15 protein-coding genes are annotated in these 17,628 nt (G+C 63.6%); 11 read left to right on the top strand and 4 right to left on the bottom strand.

Annotated features, from left to right (window positions below):
• Positions 1-26 precede the first annotated feature (26 nt).
• The 5 genes from infB (at position 27) to pnp (ending at position 6,981) form a co-directional block, all read left to right on the top strand.
• Positions 27-2,735: a translation initiation factor IF-2 gene (gene infB / locus BJD12_RS04280; protein WP_005991393.1), complete on the top strand. Its 2,709-nt coding sequence runs from the start codon at positions 27-29 to the stop codon at positions 2,733-2,735.
• A 146-nt stretch (positions 2,736-2,881) separates the two neighbouring features.
• The gene (gene rbfA / locus BJD12_RS04275; protein WP_005991395.1) at positions 2,882-3,274 is read left to right on the top strand and encodes a 30S ribosome-binding factor RbfA; all 393 of its coding nucleotides are present in this window, start codon (positions 2,882-2,884) and stop codon (positions 3,272-3,274) included.
• An 80-nt stretch (positions 3,275-3,354) separates the two neighbouring features.
• Complete coding sequence (truB, locus tag BJD12_RS04270) at positions 3,355-4,281, top strand: tRNA pseudouridine(55) synthase TruB (protein WP_005991397.1); 927 nt, start codon at positions 3,355-3,357, stop codon at positions 4,279-4,281.
• Between the two features lie 156 nt (positions 4,282-4,437).
• Positions 4,438-4,698, top strand: a complete 261-nt coding sequence (gene rpsO, locus BJD12_RS04265) for a 30S ribosomal protein S15 (protein WP_005991399.1) — start codon at positions 4,438-4,440, stop codon at positions 4,696-4,698.
• A 168-nt stretch (positions 4,699-4,866) separates the two neighbouring features.
• On the top strand, positions 4,867-6,981 hold the full coding sequence (gene pnp / locus BJD12_RS04260; RefSeq protein ID WP_005991401.1) for a polyribonucleotide nucleotidyltransferase: 2,115 nt from the start codon (positions 4,867-4,869) through the stop codon (positions 6,979-6,981).
• 503 nt (positions 6,982-7,484) lie between these two features.
• On the opposite strand, the gene BJD12_RS04255 is transcribed toward pnp, so the two are convergent.
• The 3 genes from BJD12_RS04255 to BJD12_RS04245 all read right to left on the bottom strand — a co-directional run bounded on the left by BJD12_RS04255 (position 7,485) and on the right by BJD12_RS04245 (position 9,748).
• Positions 7,485-8,537: a DUF2272 domain-containing protein gene (locus tag BJD12_RS04255; RefSeq protein WP_039420592.1), complete on the bottom strand. Its 1,053-nt coding sequence runs from the start codon at positions 8,535-8,537 to the stop codon at positions 7,485-7,487.
• A 63-nt stretch (positions 8,538-8,600) separates the two neighbouring features.
• A complete protein-coding gene (gene nadC / locus BJD12_RS04250) occupies positions 8,601-9,482 on the bottom strand; it encodes a carboxylating nicotinate-nucleotide diphosphorylase (protein WP_042827889.1) in 882 nt (293 codons plus the stop codon).
• Positions 9,479-9,748: a Trm112 family protein gene (locus BJD12_RS04245; RefSeq protein WP_005991407.1), complete on the bottom strand. Its 270-nt coding sequence runs from the start codon at positions 9,746-9,748 to the stop codon at positions 9,479-9,481. The genes nadC and BJD12_RS04245 overlap by 4 nt, the downstream gene beginning before the upstream one ends.
• A 58-nt stretch (positions 9,749-9,806) precedes the next feature.
• Here BJD12_RS04245 and purE point away from each other — a divergent pair, with 58 nt between their 5' ends.
• Positions 9,807-10,310, top strand: a complete 504-nt coding sequence (gene purE, locus BJD12_RS04240) for a 5-(carboxyamino)imidazole ribonucleotide mutase (protein ID WP_005991409.1) — start codon at positions 9,807-9,809, stop codon at positions 10,308-10,310.
• Positions 10,307-11,452, top strand: a complete 1,146-nt coding sequence (locus tag BJD12_RS04235) for a 5-(carboxyamino)imidazole ribonucleotide synthase (protein WP_005991411.1) — start codon at positions 10,307-10,309, stop codon at positions 11,450-11,452. Before purE ends, BJD12_RS04235 begins: the two co-directional genes overlap by 4 nt.
• A 138-nt stretch (positions 11,453-11,590) precedes the next feature.
• On the opposite strand, the gene BJD12_RS04230 is transcribed toward BJD12_RS04235, so the two are convergent.
• A complete protein-coding gene (locus tag BJD12_RS04230; protein WP_005991414.1) occupies positions 11,591-12,169 on the bottom strand; it encodes a superoxide dismutase in 579 nt (192 codons plus the stop codon).
• 120 nt (positions 12,170-12,289) lie between these two features.
• Between BJD12_RS04230 and grxD the strand changes: the two genes are divergently transcribed.
• The 4 genes from grxD (at position 12,290) to BJD12_RS04210 (ending at position 17,562) form a co-directional block, all read left to right on the top strand.
• Positions 12,290-12,610 (top strand): Grx4 family monothiol glutaredoxin, encoded by a 321-nt coding sequence (gene grxD, locus BJD12_RS04225; protein WP_039420602.1) that lies wholly within the window; start codon positions 12,290-12,292, stop codon positions 12,608-12,610.
• Positions 12,607-13,350, top strand: a complete 744-nt coding sequence (locus BJD12_RS04220; protein WP_005996029.1) for an SDR family NAD(P)-dependent oxidoreductase — start codon at positions 12,607-12,609, stop codon at positions 13,348-13,350. The genes grxD and BJD12_RS04220 overlap by 4 nt, the downstream gene beginning before the upstream one ends.
• Positions 13,347-13,946 carry a YhgN family NAAT transporter gene (locus BJD12_RS04215; protein WP_005996031.1) on the top strand — a complete coding sequence of 200 codons (600 nt, stop codon included), beginning with the start codon at positions 13,347-13,349 and terminating at the stop codon, positions 13,944-13,946. The genes BJD12_RS04220 and BJD12_RS04215 overlap by 4 nt, the downstream gene beginning before the upstream one ends.
• A 370-nt stretch (positions 13,947-14,316) precedes the next feature.
• Complete coding sequence (locus tag BJD12_RS04210) at positions 14,317-17,562, top strand: TonB-dependent receptor (protein ID WP_042828472.1); 3,246 nt, start codon at positions 14,317-14,319, stop codon at positions 17,560-17,562.
• The last annotated feature ends 66 nt before the right edge of the window (positions 17,563-17,628 follow it).

Genomic DNA, 17,628 nt, shown 5'->3' with positions numbered 1-17,628 from the left:
GGCGCCAACCAGATCATAGGATCCGAATGTCGCAGCAAACCACCATCCGCAAGCTTGCCGAACTGGTCAATACGCCGGTCGATAAACTGCTGGTTCAACTGGCCGAAGCCGGAATGAAGTTCAGCGGTCCCGACCAGGTCGTGACCAGCACCGAAAAGATGAAACTGCTTGGCTTCCTGCGTCGCACGCATGGCAAGGCCGACACGCCTGCCGAAGCGGCGAGCGAAGCTGCCAAGAAGATCACGCTGAATCGGCGCAAGCTGCAGGAAGTTACGGTCAACGCCGGCCGCACCAAGACCACGGTTAACGTGGAAGTGCGGCAGAAGCGTACTTACGTGAAGTCCGAGAACGAAGGCAGCGGCCGCGCCGCGCCGATGACGCCTGACGAAGAGCGCGCCGACATTTTGGCCAAGCTCGCCGCCTCGCGTCAGCGCAATCTCGACGAGCAGCAGGCGCTGGCCGAAAGCGATCGTGTGCGCGATGAAGCCATTCAGCGCAAGCGCGACGAAGAGCAGGCCGCAAAAGAACGTGCAGAAGCCGAGCGCAAGGCTGCCGAGGAAGCCGCTGCGGCTGCCAGTGCGCCGGCCCCGGTGGCTGCTGCGCCGACGCCGTCGACGCCTGCCGCGCGTGCACCCTCTTCGCCGTCTTCGGCACCGCGTCCGGCCCGTCCGGCTGGCGCTTCGCCTGCCTCGCGTCCGGCGACGCCGGCACGTCCAGACGATCGCAACAACGCCGCCAAGCACAAGACGCGCGGTTCGCACGTCATGGTGGCTGGCGTCGAAGATGACGATGCGACCAAGCGCTTTGCCGGGCAGTTGCATCTGTCTGCGGCCGACCGTGCGCGTCGTTCCAACGTGCGTGGCAAGCCGACCGGGCGTCCGGGTTCGTCGTCGTCGCGTCGTGGCAACGATGGTGGTCGCGGAAGCAACCAGAGCAACAGCGGTCCGCACGGGTTCGAGCGTCCAACCGCACCGGTGGTGCGTGAAGTGGCGATCGGCGAGACCATCACTGTGGCCGATCTGGCGCAGAAGCTCGCGCTCAAGGGCGGCGACGTGGTCAAGGCGCTGTTCAAGATGGGCGTCATGGCGACCATCACCCAGAGCATCGATCACGACACCGCTGCGCTGGTGACCGAAGAACTCGGCCACAAGGCCATGCGTGCGGACAACGCAGACTTCGAAGATGCGCTGTTGGCGCATGCCGAAGATGCGCAGGGCGAGACCAGCTCGCGTCCGCCGGTGGTCACCATCATGGGTCACGTCGATCACGGCAAGACCTCGCTGCTGGATTACATCCGTCGTACCAAGATCGCCTCTGGCGAAGCCGGCGGCATCACCCAGCACATCGGTGCGTACCACGTCGAAACCGGCCGTGGCGTCATCAGCTTCCTGGATACGCCCGGCCATGCCGCGTTTACCTCGATGCGTGCGCGTGGTGCCAAGATCACCGACATCGTGGTGCTGGTGGTTGCAGCCGATGACGGCGTGATGCCGCAGACCAAGGAAGCGGTGGCGCATGCCAAGGCGGCAGGCGTTCCGTTGATCGTGGCGGTCAACAAGATCGACAAGGCCGGCGCGGATCCGCTGCGGGTCAAGAACGAGTTGCTGGCCGAAAACGTGGTGGCTGAAGAGTTCGGTGGCGATACCCAGTTCATCGAAGTGTCGGCCAAGGTCGGTACCGGTGTGGATACGCTGCTGGATGCGATTTCGCTGCAGGCCGAAGTGCTGGAACTCAAGGCAGTGGCCGACGGCCGCGCCAGCGGTACCGTGATCGAATCGTCGCTGGACAAGGGCCGCGGCCCGGTTGCGACGGTGCTGGTGCAACAGGGCGCGCTGAAGCGTGGCGATTACCTGGTGTGCGGCATCCAGTACGGCCGCGTGCGTGCGCTGTTCGACGAAACCGGCCACCAGCCGGCCTCGGCGGGCCCGTCGATTCCGGTGCAGGTGCTCGGCCTGTCCGGCGTGCCGGAAGCTGGCGACGACTTCGTGGTCGTCGACGACGAGCGTCTGGCCAAGGACGTGGCGCAGCAGCGCGAAACCAAGCGCCGCGAGTCGCGTCTGGTCGCTTCTGCCACCAACCGCATGGAAGACATCCTGGCCCAGATGGGCAAGGGCGAAGGTCAGCAGGTGTTGAACCTGGTGATCAAGGCCGACGTGCAGGGTTCGGTGGAAGCGCTCAAGCAGTCGCTGGTGGCGTTGTCCAACGACGACATCCGCATCAACGTGATCCACTCCGGCGTGGGCGGCATCACCGAGTCCGATGCGAATTCGGCCGCGGCCTCCAAGGCCACGGTGATCGGCTTCAACGTGCGTGCGGATGCGTCGGCGCGCAAGATCGTCGAGTCCAACGGTATCGATCTGCGCTACTTCTCGATCATCTATGACGTGATCGACCAGGTGAAGCAGGTGGCGTCCGGTTTGCTCGGCGTGGAAATCCGCGAAGAGATCATCGGTATCGCGCAGGTGCGCGACGTGTTCCGCAGCTCCAAGTTCGGTGCGGTTGCAGGCTGCATGATCATCGAAGGCGTGGTGAAGCGCAGCAAGCCGATCCGCGTGCTCCGCGACAGCGTCGTGGTGTTCGAGGGCGAGCTGGAATCGCTGCGCCGCTTCAAGGAAAACGTCGACGAAGTGCGTAACGGGACCGAGTGCGGTATCGGCGTGAAGGCCTACAACGACGTCAAGGCCGGCGACCAGATCGAGTGCTTCGAGCGTATCGAGGTTGCCCGTACGCTGTAAGGGGAATCGGGGCCTCTGCGGGCCCCGATTTACCGCGCTGGCGCATCGCGTCGCGCACGTTCTGCAAGGCGAGGGCGGCATGGCCGCCCGCGTTCGTTTTTGGCTTCGGTGCCATCTGGCCCTCCGAATCAACCAGGTCCACGACCATGCCAACCAAATCATTCCATCGCACCGACCGCGTCTCGGCGCAGGTGCGTCGCGACCTCGGCACGATCGTGCACGCGGCCGTGCGTGATCACGGCCTGCCGTCGGTCAGCGTTTCCGATGTCGAGATCAGCCGTGACCTGGCGCACGCCAAGGTGTTCGTCACCGCGCTGCAGCAAGAGCGTTCGGCCGAAGCGGTCAAGGGGCTCAAGGAAATCGCCGGGCAGCTGCGCACGCAGCTGGCGCGCGCAATGAAACTGCGCCACGTGCCCGAGCTGCACTTTCACTACGACGACTCAGTCGACCGTGGCGAACGGATCGATAACCTGCTGCGTGACCTGGACGATGTCGGTCCGCAGGCCACGTCCAGCGATGAAGACGCCGAGCAGCGCTAAGCGCTGCGTCGGCTGGGCGAGATTGCTGCGCCCCTGGATTCCCGCGGACGCGCACGGCGTCCGATTCGAGCACCGATCCATTGAAACCCCGCATCGTCTATCGCCCGCTACACGGCATCCTGTTGCTGGATAAACCGGCCGGGCTCAGCTCCAATAATGCGTTGCAGGCCGCGCGCCGCCTGTTGCGTGCCGAAAAAGGTGGCCACACTGGCAGCCTTGACCCGCTGGCCACCGGCTTGCTGCCGTTATGCCTGGGCGAGGCAACCAAGATCGCCGGCTTGCTGCTTGGTTCGGCCAAGGCATACGACGCCGAGGTGGTATTGGGCGTCACCACCGATACCGACGATGCCGACGGCGAGCCGCTGCGCGAGCGTGCAGTGCCGGCGTTGAGCGAAGACGCATTGCGTGCGGCCTTGGCTCCATTTATCGGGCGCATCCAGCAGCAGGCTCCGATCTATTCCGCGCTCAAGCAGGGCGGTGAGCCGCTGTATGCCAAGGCACGCCGGGGCGAGGAAATCGAGGCGCCGGTGCGCGAAGTCGAGGTGCATGCGATCGAATTGATCGGCTACCAGGCGCCGCGTCTGCAAGTGCGCGTGACCTGTGGCTCCGGCACCTACATCCGTAGCCTGGCCCGCGATCTGGGTGAAGTGCTCGGCTGCGGCGCGCATATCGCTTCGCTGCGCCGGCTGTGGGTGGAGCCGTTCCGGTCGCCACAAATGATCACACTTGAAGTGTTGAGCGCGGCATTGGAAACGGGCACACGGGCGGAGGATCTGCTGCTGCCGATCCAGGCCGGGCTGGCCGATTTTGCGCAGATCACCCTCGACCAGGCGCATGCGACCCGCTTTCGGATGGGGCAACGCTTGCGCGACCCCGCATTTCCAGTCGGTCAGGTGGCCGTTTTCGGCCCGGATGGACGCCCGTCAGGCCTTGGCCTTGTTGACGCTGACGGTCGGCTGTCGCCGCAGCGCCTGTTCAATGGACTGAACGAGACTGCGGGTTGTTAAGGTTTAGTCAACTTGTTCCTGGCGTCATGCAACGGTACAATTTCGCGGCCCCGATCTGGGCACCTCAGCGCCAAGCGCGCATATCCCTAGCAAACGGCGAGTCCGACGGTGCGTCATGCACGTTCCTGTCGACCACGCATCTATCGAGAACACATCATGTCTGTCGACACCCAGAAAGTTATTGAAGACAACAAGCGCAGCGCCCAGGACACCGGTTCGCCGGAAGTGCAGGTCGCTCTGCTGACCGCACGCATCGAGCTGCTGACCGGTCACTTCAAGACCCACAAGAAGGATCACCACAGCCGTCGTGGTCTGCTGCAGATGGTCAACCGTCGTCGCAGCCTGCTCGACTACCTGAAGAAGAAGGACAACGACCGCTACAAGTCGCTGATCGAGAAGCTCGGCCTGCGCCGCTAATCGAGTCCTACCGCCGCGGCGCAGCGATGCGCCGCGGTTTTGTTTTGGTCCTTCGCAAACGCGTCATCGCATCACCAAGTTCATGGGCCGGAGCCTCCCGGCCGCCCGTTCTCGGCATGGGTCGACGACGGTCCAACGAAGACAGTTACACCTAAGGAAAAAACCTCCGTGGCAAAAATCACCAAAACCTTCCAGTACGGCAAGCACACCGTCACTCTTGAGACGGGCGAAATCGCTCGCCAGGCAGGCGGCGCCGTCATCGTCAAGTTCGACGACACCGTACTGCTGGTCACCGCCGTCGCCGCCAAGAGCGCGCGCGAAGGGCAGGACTTCTTTCCCCTGACGGTCGATTATCAGGAGAAGTTCTACGCCGGCGGCCGCATCCCGGGCGGCTTTTTCAAGCGCGAAGGACGTGCGACCGAGAAGGAAACGTTGATCTCGCGCCTGATCGATCGCCCGATCCGTCCGCTGTTCCCGGAGGACTACAAGAACGAAGTGCAGATCATCGCCACCGTGATGTCGATGAACCCGGACATCGACGGCGACATCGCCGCGCTGATCGGCGCATCGGCCGCGCTGTCGCTGGCCGGTACCCCGTTCAACGGCCCGATCGCTGCGGCGAAGGTCGGTTACAAGAATGGCGAATACATCCTCAACCCGACCGTGACCGAGCTGAAGGATTCGCAGCTGGAGCTGGTCGTGGCCGGTACCGCCAATGCGGTGCTGATGGTCGAGTCCGAAGCCGAGCTGCTGTCGGAAGAAGTGATGCTGGGCGCGGTGACGTTCGGCCATCGCGAGATGCAGAAGGTCATCAACATCATCAACGAGCTGACCGTCGAAGCCGGCACCAAGCCGTCCGATTGGGTGGCCCCGGCGAAGAACGACGGCATGATCGCCGCGCTGAAGGAAGCAGTGGGCGATCAGCTCGCGTCGGCCTTCCAGGTGCGTGACAAGCTGCAGCGCCGCGATGCGATTTCGGCGATCAAGAAGGACGTGCTGGGTTCGCTGGCGCCGCGCGCCACGGTCGAAGGCTGGGTTGCCGGTGATCTGTCGAAGGAATTCGGCGAGCTGGAATACCAGACCATGCGTGGCTCGGTGCTGAGCACCAAGGTGCGTATCGATGGCCGTGCACTGGATACCGTGCGTCCGATCAGCGCCAAGGCCGGCGTGCTGCCGCGTACCCATGGCTCGGCGCTGTTCACCCGCGGCGAGACCCAGGCGATCGTGATCACCACGCTGGGTACCGCGCGCGACGGTCAGGTCATCGACGCGGTGTCGGGCGAGTACAAAGAGAACTTCCTGTTCCATTACAACTTCCCTCCGTATTCGGTGGGCGAGTGCGGTCGTTTCGGTGCGCCGAAGCGTCGCGAAATCGGCCACGGCCGTTTGGCCAAGCGCGGCGTGCTGGCCGTGATGCCGAGCCTGGAAGAATTCCCGTACACCATTCGCGTGGTTTCGGAAATCACCGAGTCCAACGGTTCCTCGTCGATGGCATCGGTCTGCGGCAGCTCGCTGGCGCTGATGGACGCCGGTGTGCCGATCAAGGCGCCGGTTGCCGGTATCGCGATGGGTCTGGTCAAGGAAGGCAACGACTTCGTCGTGCTCTCCGACATCCTGGGTGACGAAGATCACCTGGGCGACATGGACTTCAAGGTGGCCGGTACTGCCGAAGGCGTGTCCGCGCTGCAGATGGACATCAAGATCGAAGGCATCACCGAAGAGATCATGAAGCAGGCACTGCAGCAGGCCAAGGCCGGCCGTCTGCACATCCTCGGCGAGATGGCGCATGCGTTGACCACCCCGCGTCAGGAGCTGAGCGACTACACGCCGCGTCTGCTGACCATCAAGATCCATCCGGACAAGATCCGCGAAGTGATCGGCAAGGGCGGCTCGACCATCCAGGCGATCACCAAGGAAACCGGTACGCAGATCGACATCCAGGACGACGGCACGATCATCATCGCCTCGGTCAACGCCATCGCTGCGCAGGCTGCGAAGTCGCGCATCGAGCAGATCACCTCGGACGTGGAGCCGGGCCGCATCTACGAAGGCAAGGTCGCCAAGATCATGGACTTCGGTGCGTTCGTCACCATCCTGCCGGGCAAGGACGGCCTGGTGCACGTCTCGCAGATCTCCAGCGAGCGCGTGGAGAAGGTCGGCGACAAGCTGAAGGAAGGCGATCTGGTGCGCGTCAAGGTGCTGGAAGTGGACAAGCAGGGCCGTATCCGCCTGTCGATCAAGGCAGTGGAAGAAGGCGAGGGCGTTCCGCCGTCGGCCGAGTAATCGCCGCTGGTTGATGCGTCACCGAAAAAGCGGGCTTCGGCCCGCTTTTTTTTATGGGTCGAATTCGTCACATGTCGTGCGTCGCGTGTGGAACGCGTGGCGCTGCCAGCACTAGCGCCACCGGCGCGGAGCGCATGTGCCGGACGTTTCGTCGCAGTGCTCGTGGAGAGAAGTTACGCTCTAACTGGCACGCCCCACGAGGCGCGGCGCGGAACCCGTAGGTTGAAGTCTGTGGCGTCACCGCCGGGCCGGGACGGGCGTGTGGCTTGTCTGTCCGGGAATTGCGCTCGGAAGTGCCTGCCTTAACCGGAGCATCGTCGTCTCGGCGAAAGGTCTTCGATTTCTTTCGCACATGAGTGGACCGAATCGGCCCGGCGCAGCGGACGTCGAGGCTTGCAAACGTGCAAACGCAAACGTAAGACGTCTATCGCAATCCGGCGCACGCCGCGTTGTTATTCACCAGGCTGCGTTCGGGAGCGCCCTCCGACAGAAGGCTTGCCGATTCACCCCGGCTGCTGCGTCGGCGCCGGTTGCGTTTCCGGGCGCGGCGGCACCACGCGTGGGAAGCCTGCAGGCATCGTCTGCTCGGCAGGCGGTGCGGTGGGTGCAGGCGGTGGTTCGGTTGGCGGTGGTGCCAGCATTGCCGCGTCGGGACGCAGTTTCAGCAGCGCCGCCCAGTCGCGTCGGTTGAAGTCGCACAGTTCTTCGTGTGCCGGCGTGCATTCGCTGGCGACGCCAAGGCTGTCTTCGTTCTGATCCTGCGCGCTGTCGGACTGCGGCGTCGGTAATACCACGCGGCCGGCGCGGTCCAGCGGCATCTTGCGCATCATCACGGTGTTGAACACATTGCCGCCAATCAGATACAGCGTGCGATCACCGCCGACATTGGCAGCCACCACCACGTCGCAATGCGATTGCCATGGCATCGGTGCACTGCCGCCCAGGGCGGCCTTCAATCCTGCGTAGCCGAGCGCCACGCTGCGCCCGCGCAGCAGGCACAGCATGTCGCCAGGCGCGGGTTTTTCCACCGCAGGGTCGGCGAACTGGTAAGGGCCGGTGGCGCCATCGTTGTACGCGCTGCGGATGTAGTCCAGATGGCGCGCGGAGCGATGAAACCCGCTCAGTCTCGCTTGCGTCATCACCCATGAAATGAAGGCGGCCGACCACGGGTTGTCGATCAGAAAGGCGCGACAGTCGCTGGCGGTGTAGCGGGTGCCATCCAATGCGGCGCAACTCGATGCGCCGGGACGTCCGCCCATCGAGGCGAGCGTGCCGCTATCGCGCCAATAGCCTGCGACGCGTTGCCACGCCACGACGCCATCATCGGCGAGATAGCCGGATTCGGCTTCGGTCACGCCCAGGCTGGCGAGGCGCCCCTTGGCATCGATAAACGGGTGTTGCCACAGACGATGTTCGTTGCAGGCCGTGCGCACGATGGCAATGGCGGCAGGGCTGGTCCCAAAACGCGGTGGCATATCGCACACTTCTGCAGCCGCAGCGCTGCTTCCCAATCCTGCAAGCAGCAGGCACATCCACGGCCAGGGTCTTACGGTCATCGAACATCCTGCACAAAAGCAATCGCCGCAGGCTGCCAGAGCGGCCTGCGCGCAGACGTGAAATCAGTGCGGCGGCGGGCCGAGTTTGAGCGACAGATCCACTGCTTGCACATGCTTGGTCAAGCCGCCGATGGAAATGCAGTCCACGCCATCCTGTGCAATTGCGCGGATGCCGGCCAGGTCGACGCTGCCGGAGACTTCCAGCGGGATGCGCTGATCCGCCGGCAGCGCGGCAACGATGCGCACTGCCTCGCGACGCATCGCCGGATCGAAGTCGTCGATGAGGATGCGCGTGCAGCCCACCTGCAAGGCCTCGCGCAGCTGCGCGAGCGTTTCCACTTCCACCACCAGCGGCAGCTGCGCTTGCTGCGCGCGTGCTGCCTGCACGGCCGCACTCAGCGAGCCGGCGGCGCGGATGTGGTTTTCCTTGAGCATCACCGTGTCGAACAAGCCGATGCGGTGATTGTCGCCGCCGCCGCAGCGCACCGCGTATTTCTGCGCCATGCGCAGGCCCGGCAGGGTCTTGCGCGTGTCCAGGATGCGGGCGCCGGTGCCCGCCACTTCGGCCACATAGGCTGCGGTGGCGGTGGCAGTGGCAGAGAGCGTCTGCAGGAAATTTAGAGAGGTACGTTCGGCACTGACCAGGCTGCGGCTGCGGCCTTGCAGGGTGGCCAGCACCGTGCCGGCGCTGACGTGCTGGCCTTCGTGCACGTGCCAGTCGATGCGCACCTGTGGATCGAGCGCACGATGGGTGGCATCGAACCAGGGTCGGCCGGCGATCACTGCGTCCTGCTTGCACAACAGATACGCGCTGTCGGCTTGATCGGAGAGCAGTGCAGCGGTTACATCGCCACTGCCGATGTCCTCGGCCAGCGCGCGCGCCACTTCGGCATCGACCAACGCGGCTGGCGGTGCCTCCGGCAGCGTGTGCACTGACGCAGTCACTTTTCGGGGAAATCGGTGATCTGCGCAGTGCCGATGGCTTCTTCGGCCAGCAGCACCGGAATGCCGTCGTCGACGCGGAAGATCTGCTTGCGGTCGCGGGTGATCAAGGCCTCGCGCAGCGGCTGGCTTTGCGCGGTGCCGTCGGCGCGCTGCAGGTTTCCGGTGGCGATGGCAGTGTTGAGTGCTTCCAGGCCCTTGCCGTCCAGCAGCGAAAGCGGCTGGCGGGTATCGGGCGAGCACAGCAGGTCGAGCAGTTTGCGATCCATCGAAGTCTTGTCTTGCGTGGAGATTGGCTAGAATACGTCTTTACCGCAGGGCAGGGCCATGACCTCCAACCACTCCGCGCCGCTGGTCGGCATCGTGATGGGCTCCCGTTCCGATTGGGAGACCATGCAACACGCAGCTCAGAAGCTCGATGCGCTGGGCGTGCCGTACGAGGTCAAGGTGGTCTCGGCGCACCGCACCCCGGATGTGCTGTTCACCTATGCCGAGCAAGCGGGCGGGCGCGGCTTGCGCGCCATCATTGCCGGTGCCGGCGGTGCGGCGCACCTGCCGGGCATGCTGGCGGCCAAGACGGCGGTGCCGGTGCTGGGCGTGCCGGTGCAGTCCAAGGCGCTCAATGGCATGGATTCGCTGTTGTCGATCGTGCAGATGCCGGCCGGCATTCCGGTGGCCACGTTTGCGATTGGCAATGCCGGCGCCGCCAATGCGGCGTTGTTCGCGGCTGCGATGCTGGCGCCGGAGCAGCCGCAGATCGGCCAGGCACTGGCGCAGTTCCGTGCCAGGCAGACCGACGATGTGATGGCCAGCGACGACCCGCGCCAATGACCACAGTCGGCATCCTGGGGGGCGGCCAGTTGGCGCGCATGCTGATACTGGCCGGTGCGCCGCTCGGGCTGCGGTTCGCGGTGTTCGACCCGGTAGCCGATGCCTGCGCAGGGCAGATGGCGCCGCTGCAGGTGGGGGCGTTCGACGATGCCGCCGCGCTCGCTGCATTCGCCGCGCAGGTGGATGTGATCACTTTCGACTTCGAGAACGTGCCAGCGGCCAGCGCGCAGCAACTTGCCGCGCAGGTGCCGGTGTTTCCGCGCCCGGATGCCTTGGCGATGGCGCAGGATCGGCTGAGTGAAAAAACCCTGTTTCGCGAACTCGGCATTCCGGTACCGGAGTTTGCCGCCATCGACGACCGCGCCGGGCTCGACGCGGCACTGGCGCGCATTGGTGCGCCCTGCGTCCTCAAGACGCGCAGATTCGGCTACGACGGCAAGGGCCAGTTCCGCATCAAGACGCTTGCCGATGCGGACGCGGCATGGGATGCGCTCGGCGCGCAGGCCTCCAAGGTCGGGCTGATTCTTGAAGCGTTCGTGCCATTTCAACGCGAGGTCAGCGTGGTGGCCGTGCGTGGGCGCGATGGCGAGTTCCGTGCGTGGCCGCTGACCGAAAACTGGCATGTCGATGGCGTGCTGTCGGCCAGTCTTGCGCCTGCCAGCGTGGACGCGACGCTGCAGGCCACTGCGGACGCGCATGCGCGCGCCATTGCAGACAGGCTGGACTACGTGGGCGTGTTCGCACTGGAATTGTTCGTGCGCGATGGCGAGCTGCTCGCCAACGAGATCGCCCCGCGCGTGCACAATTCCGGCCACTGGACCATCGAAGGCGCGGAAACCTCGCAGTTCGAAAATCACGTGCGTGCGGTGCTCGGGCTGCCGTTGGGCAGCACTGCAATGCGCGGTCAGGCGTGCATGCTCAACTGGTTGGGCGTGATGCCTGACGCTGCGGCATTTCTGGCGGTGCCCGGTGGACATTGGCACGACTACGGCAAGCAGCCGCGCGATGGCCGCAAGGTGGGCCACGCAACCCTGCGGGCCGATGCGCCGCAGGCGCTGGCACAGGCGCTGGTGGAAGCTGGCATGGCACTGCAGCGCAATGCGCAAGTCGAGCCGGTGATCGCGCGACTGCGCGAAGGCTGAGCATCAGTCATTCGGGAGCGACCGCGACGCGTGAGAGGGTCGTCGCGATGGTCGTTGCGCTGCTGGTCGTTTGCGCTTCGACAGACGGCGCGTAGCCCGGACATCGGTCAACGAACCATCGGCATCCGGCTGGGCGTGTTAGCCCAATCGGCTGGTCACGAAATCCCAGTTGATCAGCTTCCAGAATGCCTCCAGGTACTGCGCGCGGTCCTGCTGGTAATCCAGGTAGTACGCATGTTCCCAGAGGTCGCACGCCAGTAGCGGCGTGTCTGGCCCGGCGAGCGGGGTGGACGCATTAGGCGTGGCAACAACGGCCAATGCCCCGTCCGGGCGCTGTACCAGCCACACCCAACCCGAGCCGAAGCTGCTCAAGGCGACGCCAGTGAATTCCTGCTTGAAATGCACGAAATCGCCGAACGATCTGCCGATGCCGTCGGCCAGCTTGCCGAGCGGCTCGCCGCCGCCGCGTGGCCGCAGGCATTGCCAGTAGAAATTGTGGTTCCACACCTGCGCTGCCAGATGGAATAGCGTGCCCTGCGCCTGCGCGATGATCTCTTCCAACGTCAGCTCGGCAAACTCGCTGCCTTCGATGCGCGCATTGAGCCGTTCCACCTCGCCGCGATGACAGACGCCGTGGTGCGCCTCCAGGGTTGCAGAAGACAGGTGCGGCTCCAGAGCGGCGCGGGAGTAGGGCAGTGCAACGTGTTCGATCGGCATGATGGCAAGGGCAGCGAAGGGAGTGCGGCGACAGTTCGCGTGAAGGCTTACAATGCGCGCCTTTGCGGAAGTCTATCCGACCCGGCGGTCGGGCCTGCCGCTCCCAGTCAGGAGAGTCCAATGCCGGTGATGGAACGGATCCAGGCCGAAGTCGAACAACATCCGATTGTGTTGTTCATGAAAGGCACCCCGCAATTTCCGATGTGCGGGTTTTCCAGTCGCGCAGTGCAGGCGTTGATCGCCGCCGGCGCCGATCAGCTGCGCACGGTCAACGTGCTGGAAGAACCCGAAATCCGCGCCAATCTGCCGCGTTATTCCAATTGGCCGACCTTCCCGCAGTTGTTCATCCATGGCGAATTGATCGGCGGCTGCGACATCACGCTGGAACTGTTCGAAGCCGGCGAGCTCAAGCGCATCGTCACCGAAGCGTATCAGCCGTGAGTGCGTTGCAGGACCCGGGTCAATCGCAGTCACTGAGCGGGCGGGTGGTGCTGATCACCGGCGCGGCGGGGGGGCTGGGCGCCGCCGCCGCACACGCGTGCGCATCCGCAGGGGCGACCGTGGTGCTGCTGGGGCGCAAGCTGCGTCCGCTGGAGCGCGTGTATGACGCTGTCGCCACGCTGGGGCCGGAGCCGCTGCTGTATCCCCTCGATCTGGCCGGTGCGACACCCGATGATTACGCGGCGTTGGCGCAACGGCTGCACTCCGAATTAGGCGGTCTCCATGGACTGCTGCAGTGCGCCGCCGATTTCGGTGGGCTGACGCCTGCCGAACTTGTGGCACCTGCGGACTTCGCACGCAGCATCCACGTCAACCTTACTGCACGCGCCTGGCTGACCCAGGCGTGCCTGCCACTGATGCGACAGCAGGACGACGCGGCCGTGGTTTTCGTCGTGGACGATGCCGTGCGCGTCGGTCAGGCGTACTGGGGCGCATACGGTGCCGCCCAGCACGCACAGTTGGGCGTGATTGCCAGTCTGCATCACGAAACCGCAGCCGGCCCGGTGCGTGTCCACGGCCTGCAACCAGGGCCGATGCGCACTGCATTGCGCGCGCGTGCCTTTACCCATCAGGAAGACAGTGAGGCGGCCGATCCCGCCCGTTACGCGTCCGCCTGCGTCACCTTGTTGTCCCTGGCAGGTGCCCCGCACCGCGGTGCGATCTGGAGCCCTCCCGCATGACCATCCTGTCAGCGGCCTTGCTGCTGTTCCTGATCCTGGACCCGCTGGGCAACATCCCGGTCTTTCTCAGCGTGCTCAAGCCGCTACCGCCCAAGCGCCAGCGCTTCGTACTGGCGCGCGAACTGCTGATCGCGCTGTGTGTGCTGATGGCGTTCCTGTGGGGCGGCAAATACGCATTGGAGCTGATGCACCTGCGCCAGGAGTCGGTGGCGATCGCCGGTGGCATCGTGCTGTTTCTGATCGGCATCCGCATGATCTTCCCGCGCCCGGAAGGCCTGATGGGCGAGATCCCCGATGGTGAACCCTTCATCGTGCCGCTGGCCATTCCACTGGTGGCCGGCCCATCCGGCATGGCCGCGGTGATGCTCATGGGCAGCAACGAACCCACGCGTCTTTGGGACTGGAGCCTGGCGTTGATGATCGCCTGGATCGGCGCTTCTACGATCCTGGCCTCCGCACCGCTGCTGTACAAGCTCCTGGGTCACCGCGCACTGACCGCAATCGAACGATTGATGGGCATGCTGCTGGTCGCCATTTCCGTGCAGATGTTCCTGGACGGGTTGGGGACGTACTTCAAGCTGCCGGTGTCGATTTAAGGGAGCTGTCATATCCAGGCCGGCACTGGCCCCTGGAACGTCGCGCGCAGCGTTGCGCAAACTGGGCGAACGGCGTTCGTGCCTGGTTTGGACGCTCGAAATCATTTACTTCGAGACGCAGACCTCACTCCCGCTGCGACCTTGCGCAGTCTGGCGATTACGCCTTCACATGCGAAGTTCATGTTGCAGTGCGCGAACTTTGTCACGCCACCGTCACAATCAGGCCTTAGCGTGTTAATCTGTTGTTAACCGTTGCGGCAGCAACCAGCCGCGCGGCAAGGGACCCCAGATCATCGGCAGCCCACCCCCGGGAACGGTTGGGCTGACTGCGCCTTTTTGTCACTGCCCAACCTGTATCGAGGCTACCGAAATGACCCACCCCCGTTGTCTCCGCATGTCCAAGCTCACGCTTGGTCTCGTTGCCGCACTCGCCGCCGCGCCCGTGTTCGCCCAGAGCACTTCTGCCGGCGTCGCTGGCCTGGTCACCAGCAGCGGCGGTCAGCCGGTGCCGAATGCCGAAGTCACGATCACCCACGTCGAATCAGGCACCGTCAGCCGCGCCACCACCGATGCCAGCGGACGCTACAACGCGCGCGGCCTGCGTGTGGGTGGGCCGTACACGATCACCATTACCAAATCGGGTGAAGGCACCAAGACCGAAGAGGGCGTGTATCTCAACCTCAACCAGGTCAATAGCGTCGATGCCTCCCTGGGCGGCGACGTGACGACGCTGGGCGCGGTGCAGGCCATCGGCGGCGATTACGGCTCGGCGCTGTTCAGTGCCAACAAGATGGGCACCGGCACCAACGTGACGCGTGAGCAGATCGAATCCCTGCCGTCGATCAACCGCAACCTGCAAGACTACGTGCGTCTGGATCCGCGTGTAGCGCAGACCGACAAGGCGCGTAACGAGATCTCGGTGGGCGGCCAGAACCCGCGCTTCAACCTGATTCGCGTGGACGGCATCAGCACCAACGATGCGTTCGGCCTCGAGTCCAATGGCCTGCCGACGCCCCGTCAGCCGTTCTCGATGGATGTCATCGACGAAATCTCCGTGGACGTGGCCAACTACGATGTCACCATCACTGGCGCCACCGGTGGTGTGATCAATGCAGTCACCAAATCCGGTACCAACGAATTCCACGGGTCGGTCTACGGCACCTATCGCGAGAACGATTGGTCGGGCAAGAACCAGAACGATATCCGCCCGCAGCTGTTCGATAACGAGGCCACCTACGGCTTGACCCTGGGCGGCCCGATCATCAAGGACAAGCTGTTCTTCTTCGCCAACTACGAAAAGTACAAGGGCAAGGGCGTGTTTACCGGAGCCTCCGGCTACGGTCCGATCGGTTCTGGCGAGAGCAATATCGTTCAGATCCCGCAGGCGGATATCGATCGGATCATCGACATTTCGCGCAACACCTACGGGTTCGATCCGGGGACGTTGGCGTTGCCGGCCCTGGATTCGGATTCGGAAGAGAAGGGCTTCAAGCTCGACTGGAATATTTCCGACAAGCACCGTGCGTCGGTTCGTTACGGCGAGAGCGAACAGAGCACCGCCAATCTCAATGGTTTCGGCAATCAGGCGCTGTCGCTGAACTCGTTCCACTACGTTCGCGATTTCAGCCTCAAGACGTATACGGCACAGCTGTTCAGCGACTGGACCGACACCTTCTCCACCGAAGCCAAAGTTTCGTACCGCGACTACTCCGCTGTGCGTACTGCTGCCTCGCAGCTGCCGGCCATTGCTGTGCGGATCGGTAACAACACCGTCAACCTGGGCACCGAGCAGAGCACCCAGGCCAACGAGCTGCGTACCGAAACCTGGAACGCTTTCTTTGCCGGCACGTTGTTCTTGAACGACCACACCGTCAAGTTCGGATTCGACTACGAAGACAACGACCTGTTCAATCTGTTTGGTCAGCGCGTCTTCGGTTCCTACACGTTCAACTCGATTGCCGACTACGCGGCCAATCGCCCGCTGAACTACCGTTATTCGCGCTCCAATAGCGGCAACATCGACGACATCGCCGCAAATTGGGGCATGCGCAATGTCGGTGTGTTTTTGCAGGATACCTGGGCTGTCAACAACAACCTGACGCTGACGTTCGGTGTGCGTTACGACGAGCCGATGGTCAAAAACAGCCCGGCCTACAATGCAACAGCATCGACGCTGTTCGGCTTCCGTAACGACCAGACCATTGACGGGAACGGTCTGTTCGAGCCGCGCTTCGGTTTCAATTACACCTTCGACAGCGATCGCCCCACCCAGTTGCGTGGTGGCGTGGGCCTGTTCCAGGGCGCCGCGGCAACTGTGTGGTTGTCCAATCCGTACTCCAACACCGGTCTGGCTTACACGGATTACAACTTCTCCAGCCAGACGCTGGTGAACACCAACGGCATCCGCTTCACGCCGGACATCAATAACCAGCCGACTGGTAATGGTTCGTTGAATGGCGCCACGCAGTCCGTCGATTTCGTCGACAGCAAGCTGGGTCAGCCGTCGGTATGGAAGGCCAATCTGGCATTCGATACCGAGTTGCCCTGGTACGGCATCGTGGCATCTGCCGAGGCGGTGGTGACTAAGGTCAAAGAGGCGATCTACTACCAGCAGCTCAATCTTGGCAACATCAGCCGCGTGGGCCAGGACGGTCGCAATCTGTACTGGAATACTGCCGGCTTGAATCGTGCCTGCTGGATGGAAGACGGCCGTAACCCCACCGGTGCAGGCGCTCCGGCTGCTTGTGTACGTGGCACTGCGTCCGTGGTCGATGCGCGCGGTTCGCGCGATCCTCGCTTCAACGATGCGATCATCGCGCGTCCCACAGACAAGGGCGGCAGTGAGAGCTTCACCGTTGGTCTGAACAAGCCCTTCAATGGTGGCGATTGGTCGTGGGGCCTGTACTACACCTACACCGATGCCGACGAAGTCAGCGGCCTGACCAGTTCAACCTCGGGTTCGCAGCTGGGCAATAACGCGGTATTCCAGGCCAACGAAAACGTCGCCTCGACCGCCGCGTACGAAGTGAAGAACAGCATCCTCGGTACGTTGAACTGGAAGCATGCCTTCTTCGGCGATTACGAGACCAAGCTGGGTCTGATCTACCAAGGCCGTAATGGTCGCCCGTATAGCTATGCGTTCGACAACGACGCCAATGGCGATGGCCGCTTGAACGACCTGTTGTATATCCCGGCTGGCCGTGGCGATGTGCTGTTCGGGACCGCTCGAGAAGAGCAGGCGTTCTGGAACTACATCGAAGGCAACGAGTATCTGGCCGCCCGTCGTGGTCAGGTCGCCGAGCGTAATGGCGCACGTAACTCCTGGATCAACCAGTTCGACCTGCATATCGAGCAGGAAATTCCGGGTTTCTTCAAGGACAACAAGGCCTCCCTCTGGCTTGACGTCATGAACGTCGGCAACCTGCTCAACAAGAAGTGGGGCCGTGTCGAGGAGTATGGCTTCCCGGGCATGCGTGGCGTGGTGGAATACGGTGGTGTCGATGCGGCTACTGGCAAGTACGTGTATCGCTTCAATACGCCGGACCAGTCCACGGTCTACGACGATCGCGGCATCTCCCGCTGGGCATTGCAGCTGGGCTTCCGCTACCAGTTCTAAAGCTGGCTAGCGTGTCGAAGATTGCAAAAACGGCCGGGGTCTCCCGGCCGTTTTCTTTTGTGCGGG

Origin of the sequence: Xanthomonas vesicatoria ATCC 35937 (assembly GCF_001908725.1) — a bacterium.
Classification (GTDB): Bacteria; Pseudomonadota; Gammaproteobacteria; order Xanthomonadales; family Xanthomonadaceae; genus Xanthomonas; species Xanthomonas vesicatoria.
Note: the sequence above shows the minus strand (reverse complement) of the source record. Positions and strands in the feature narration are given on the sequence as shown.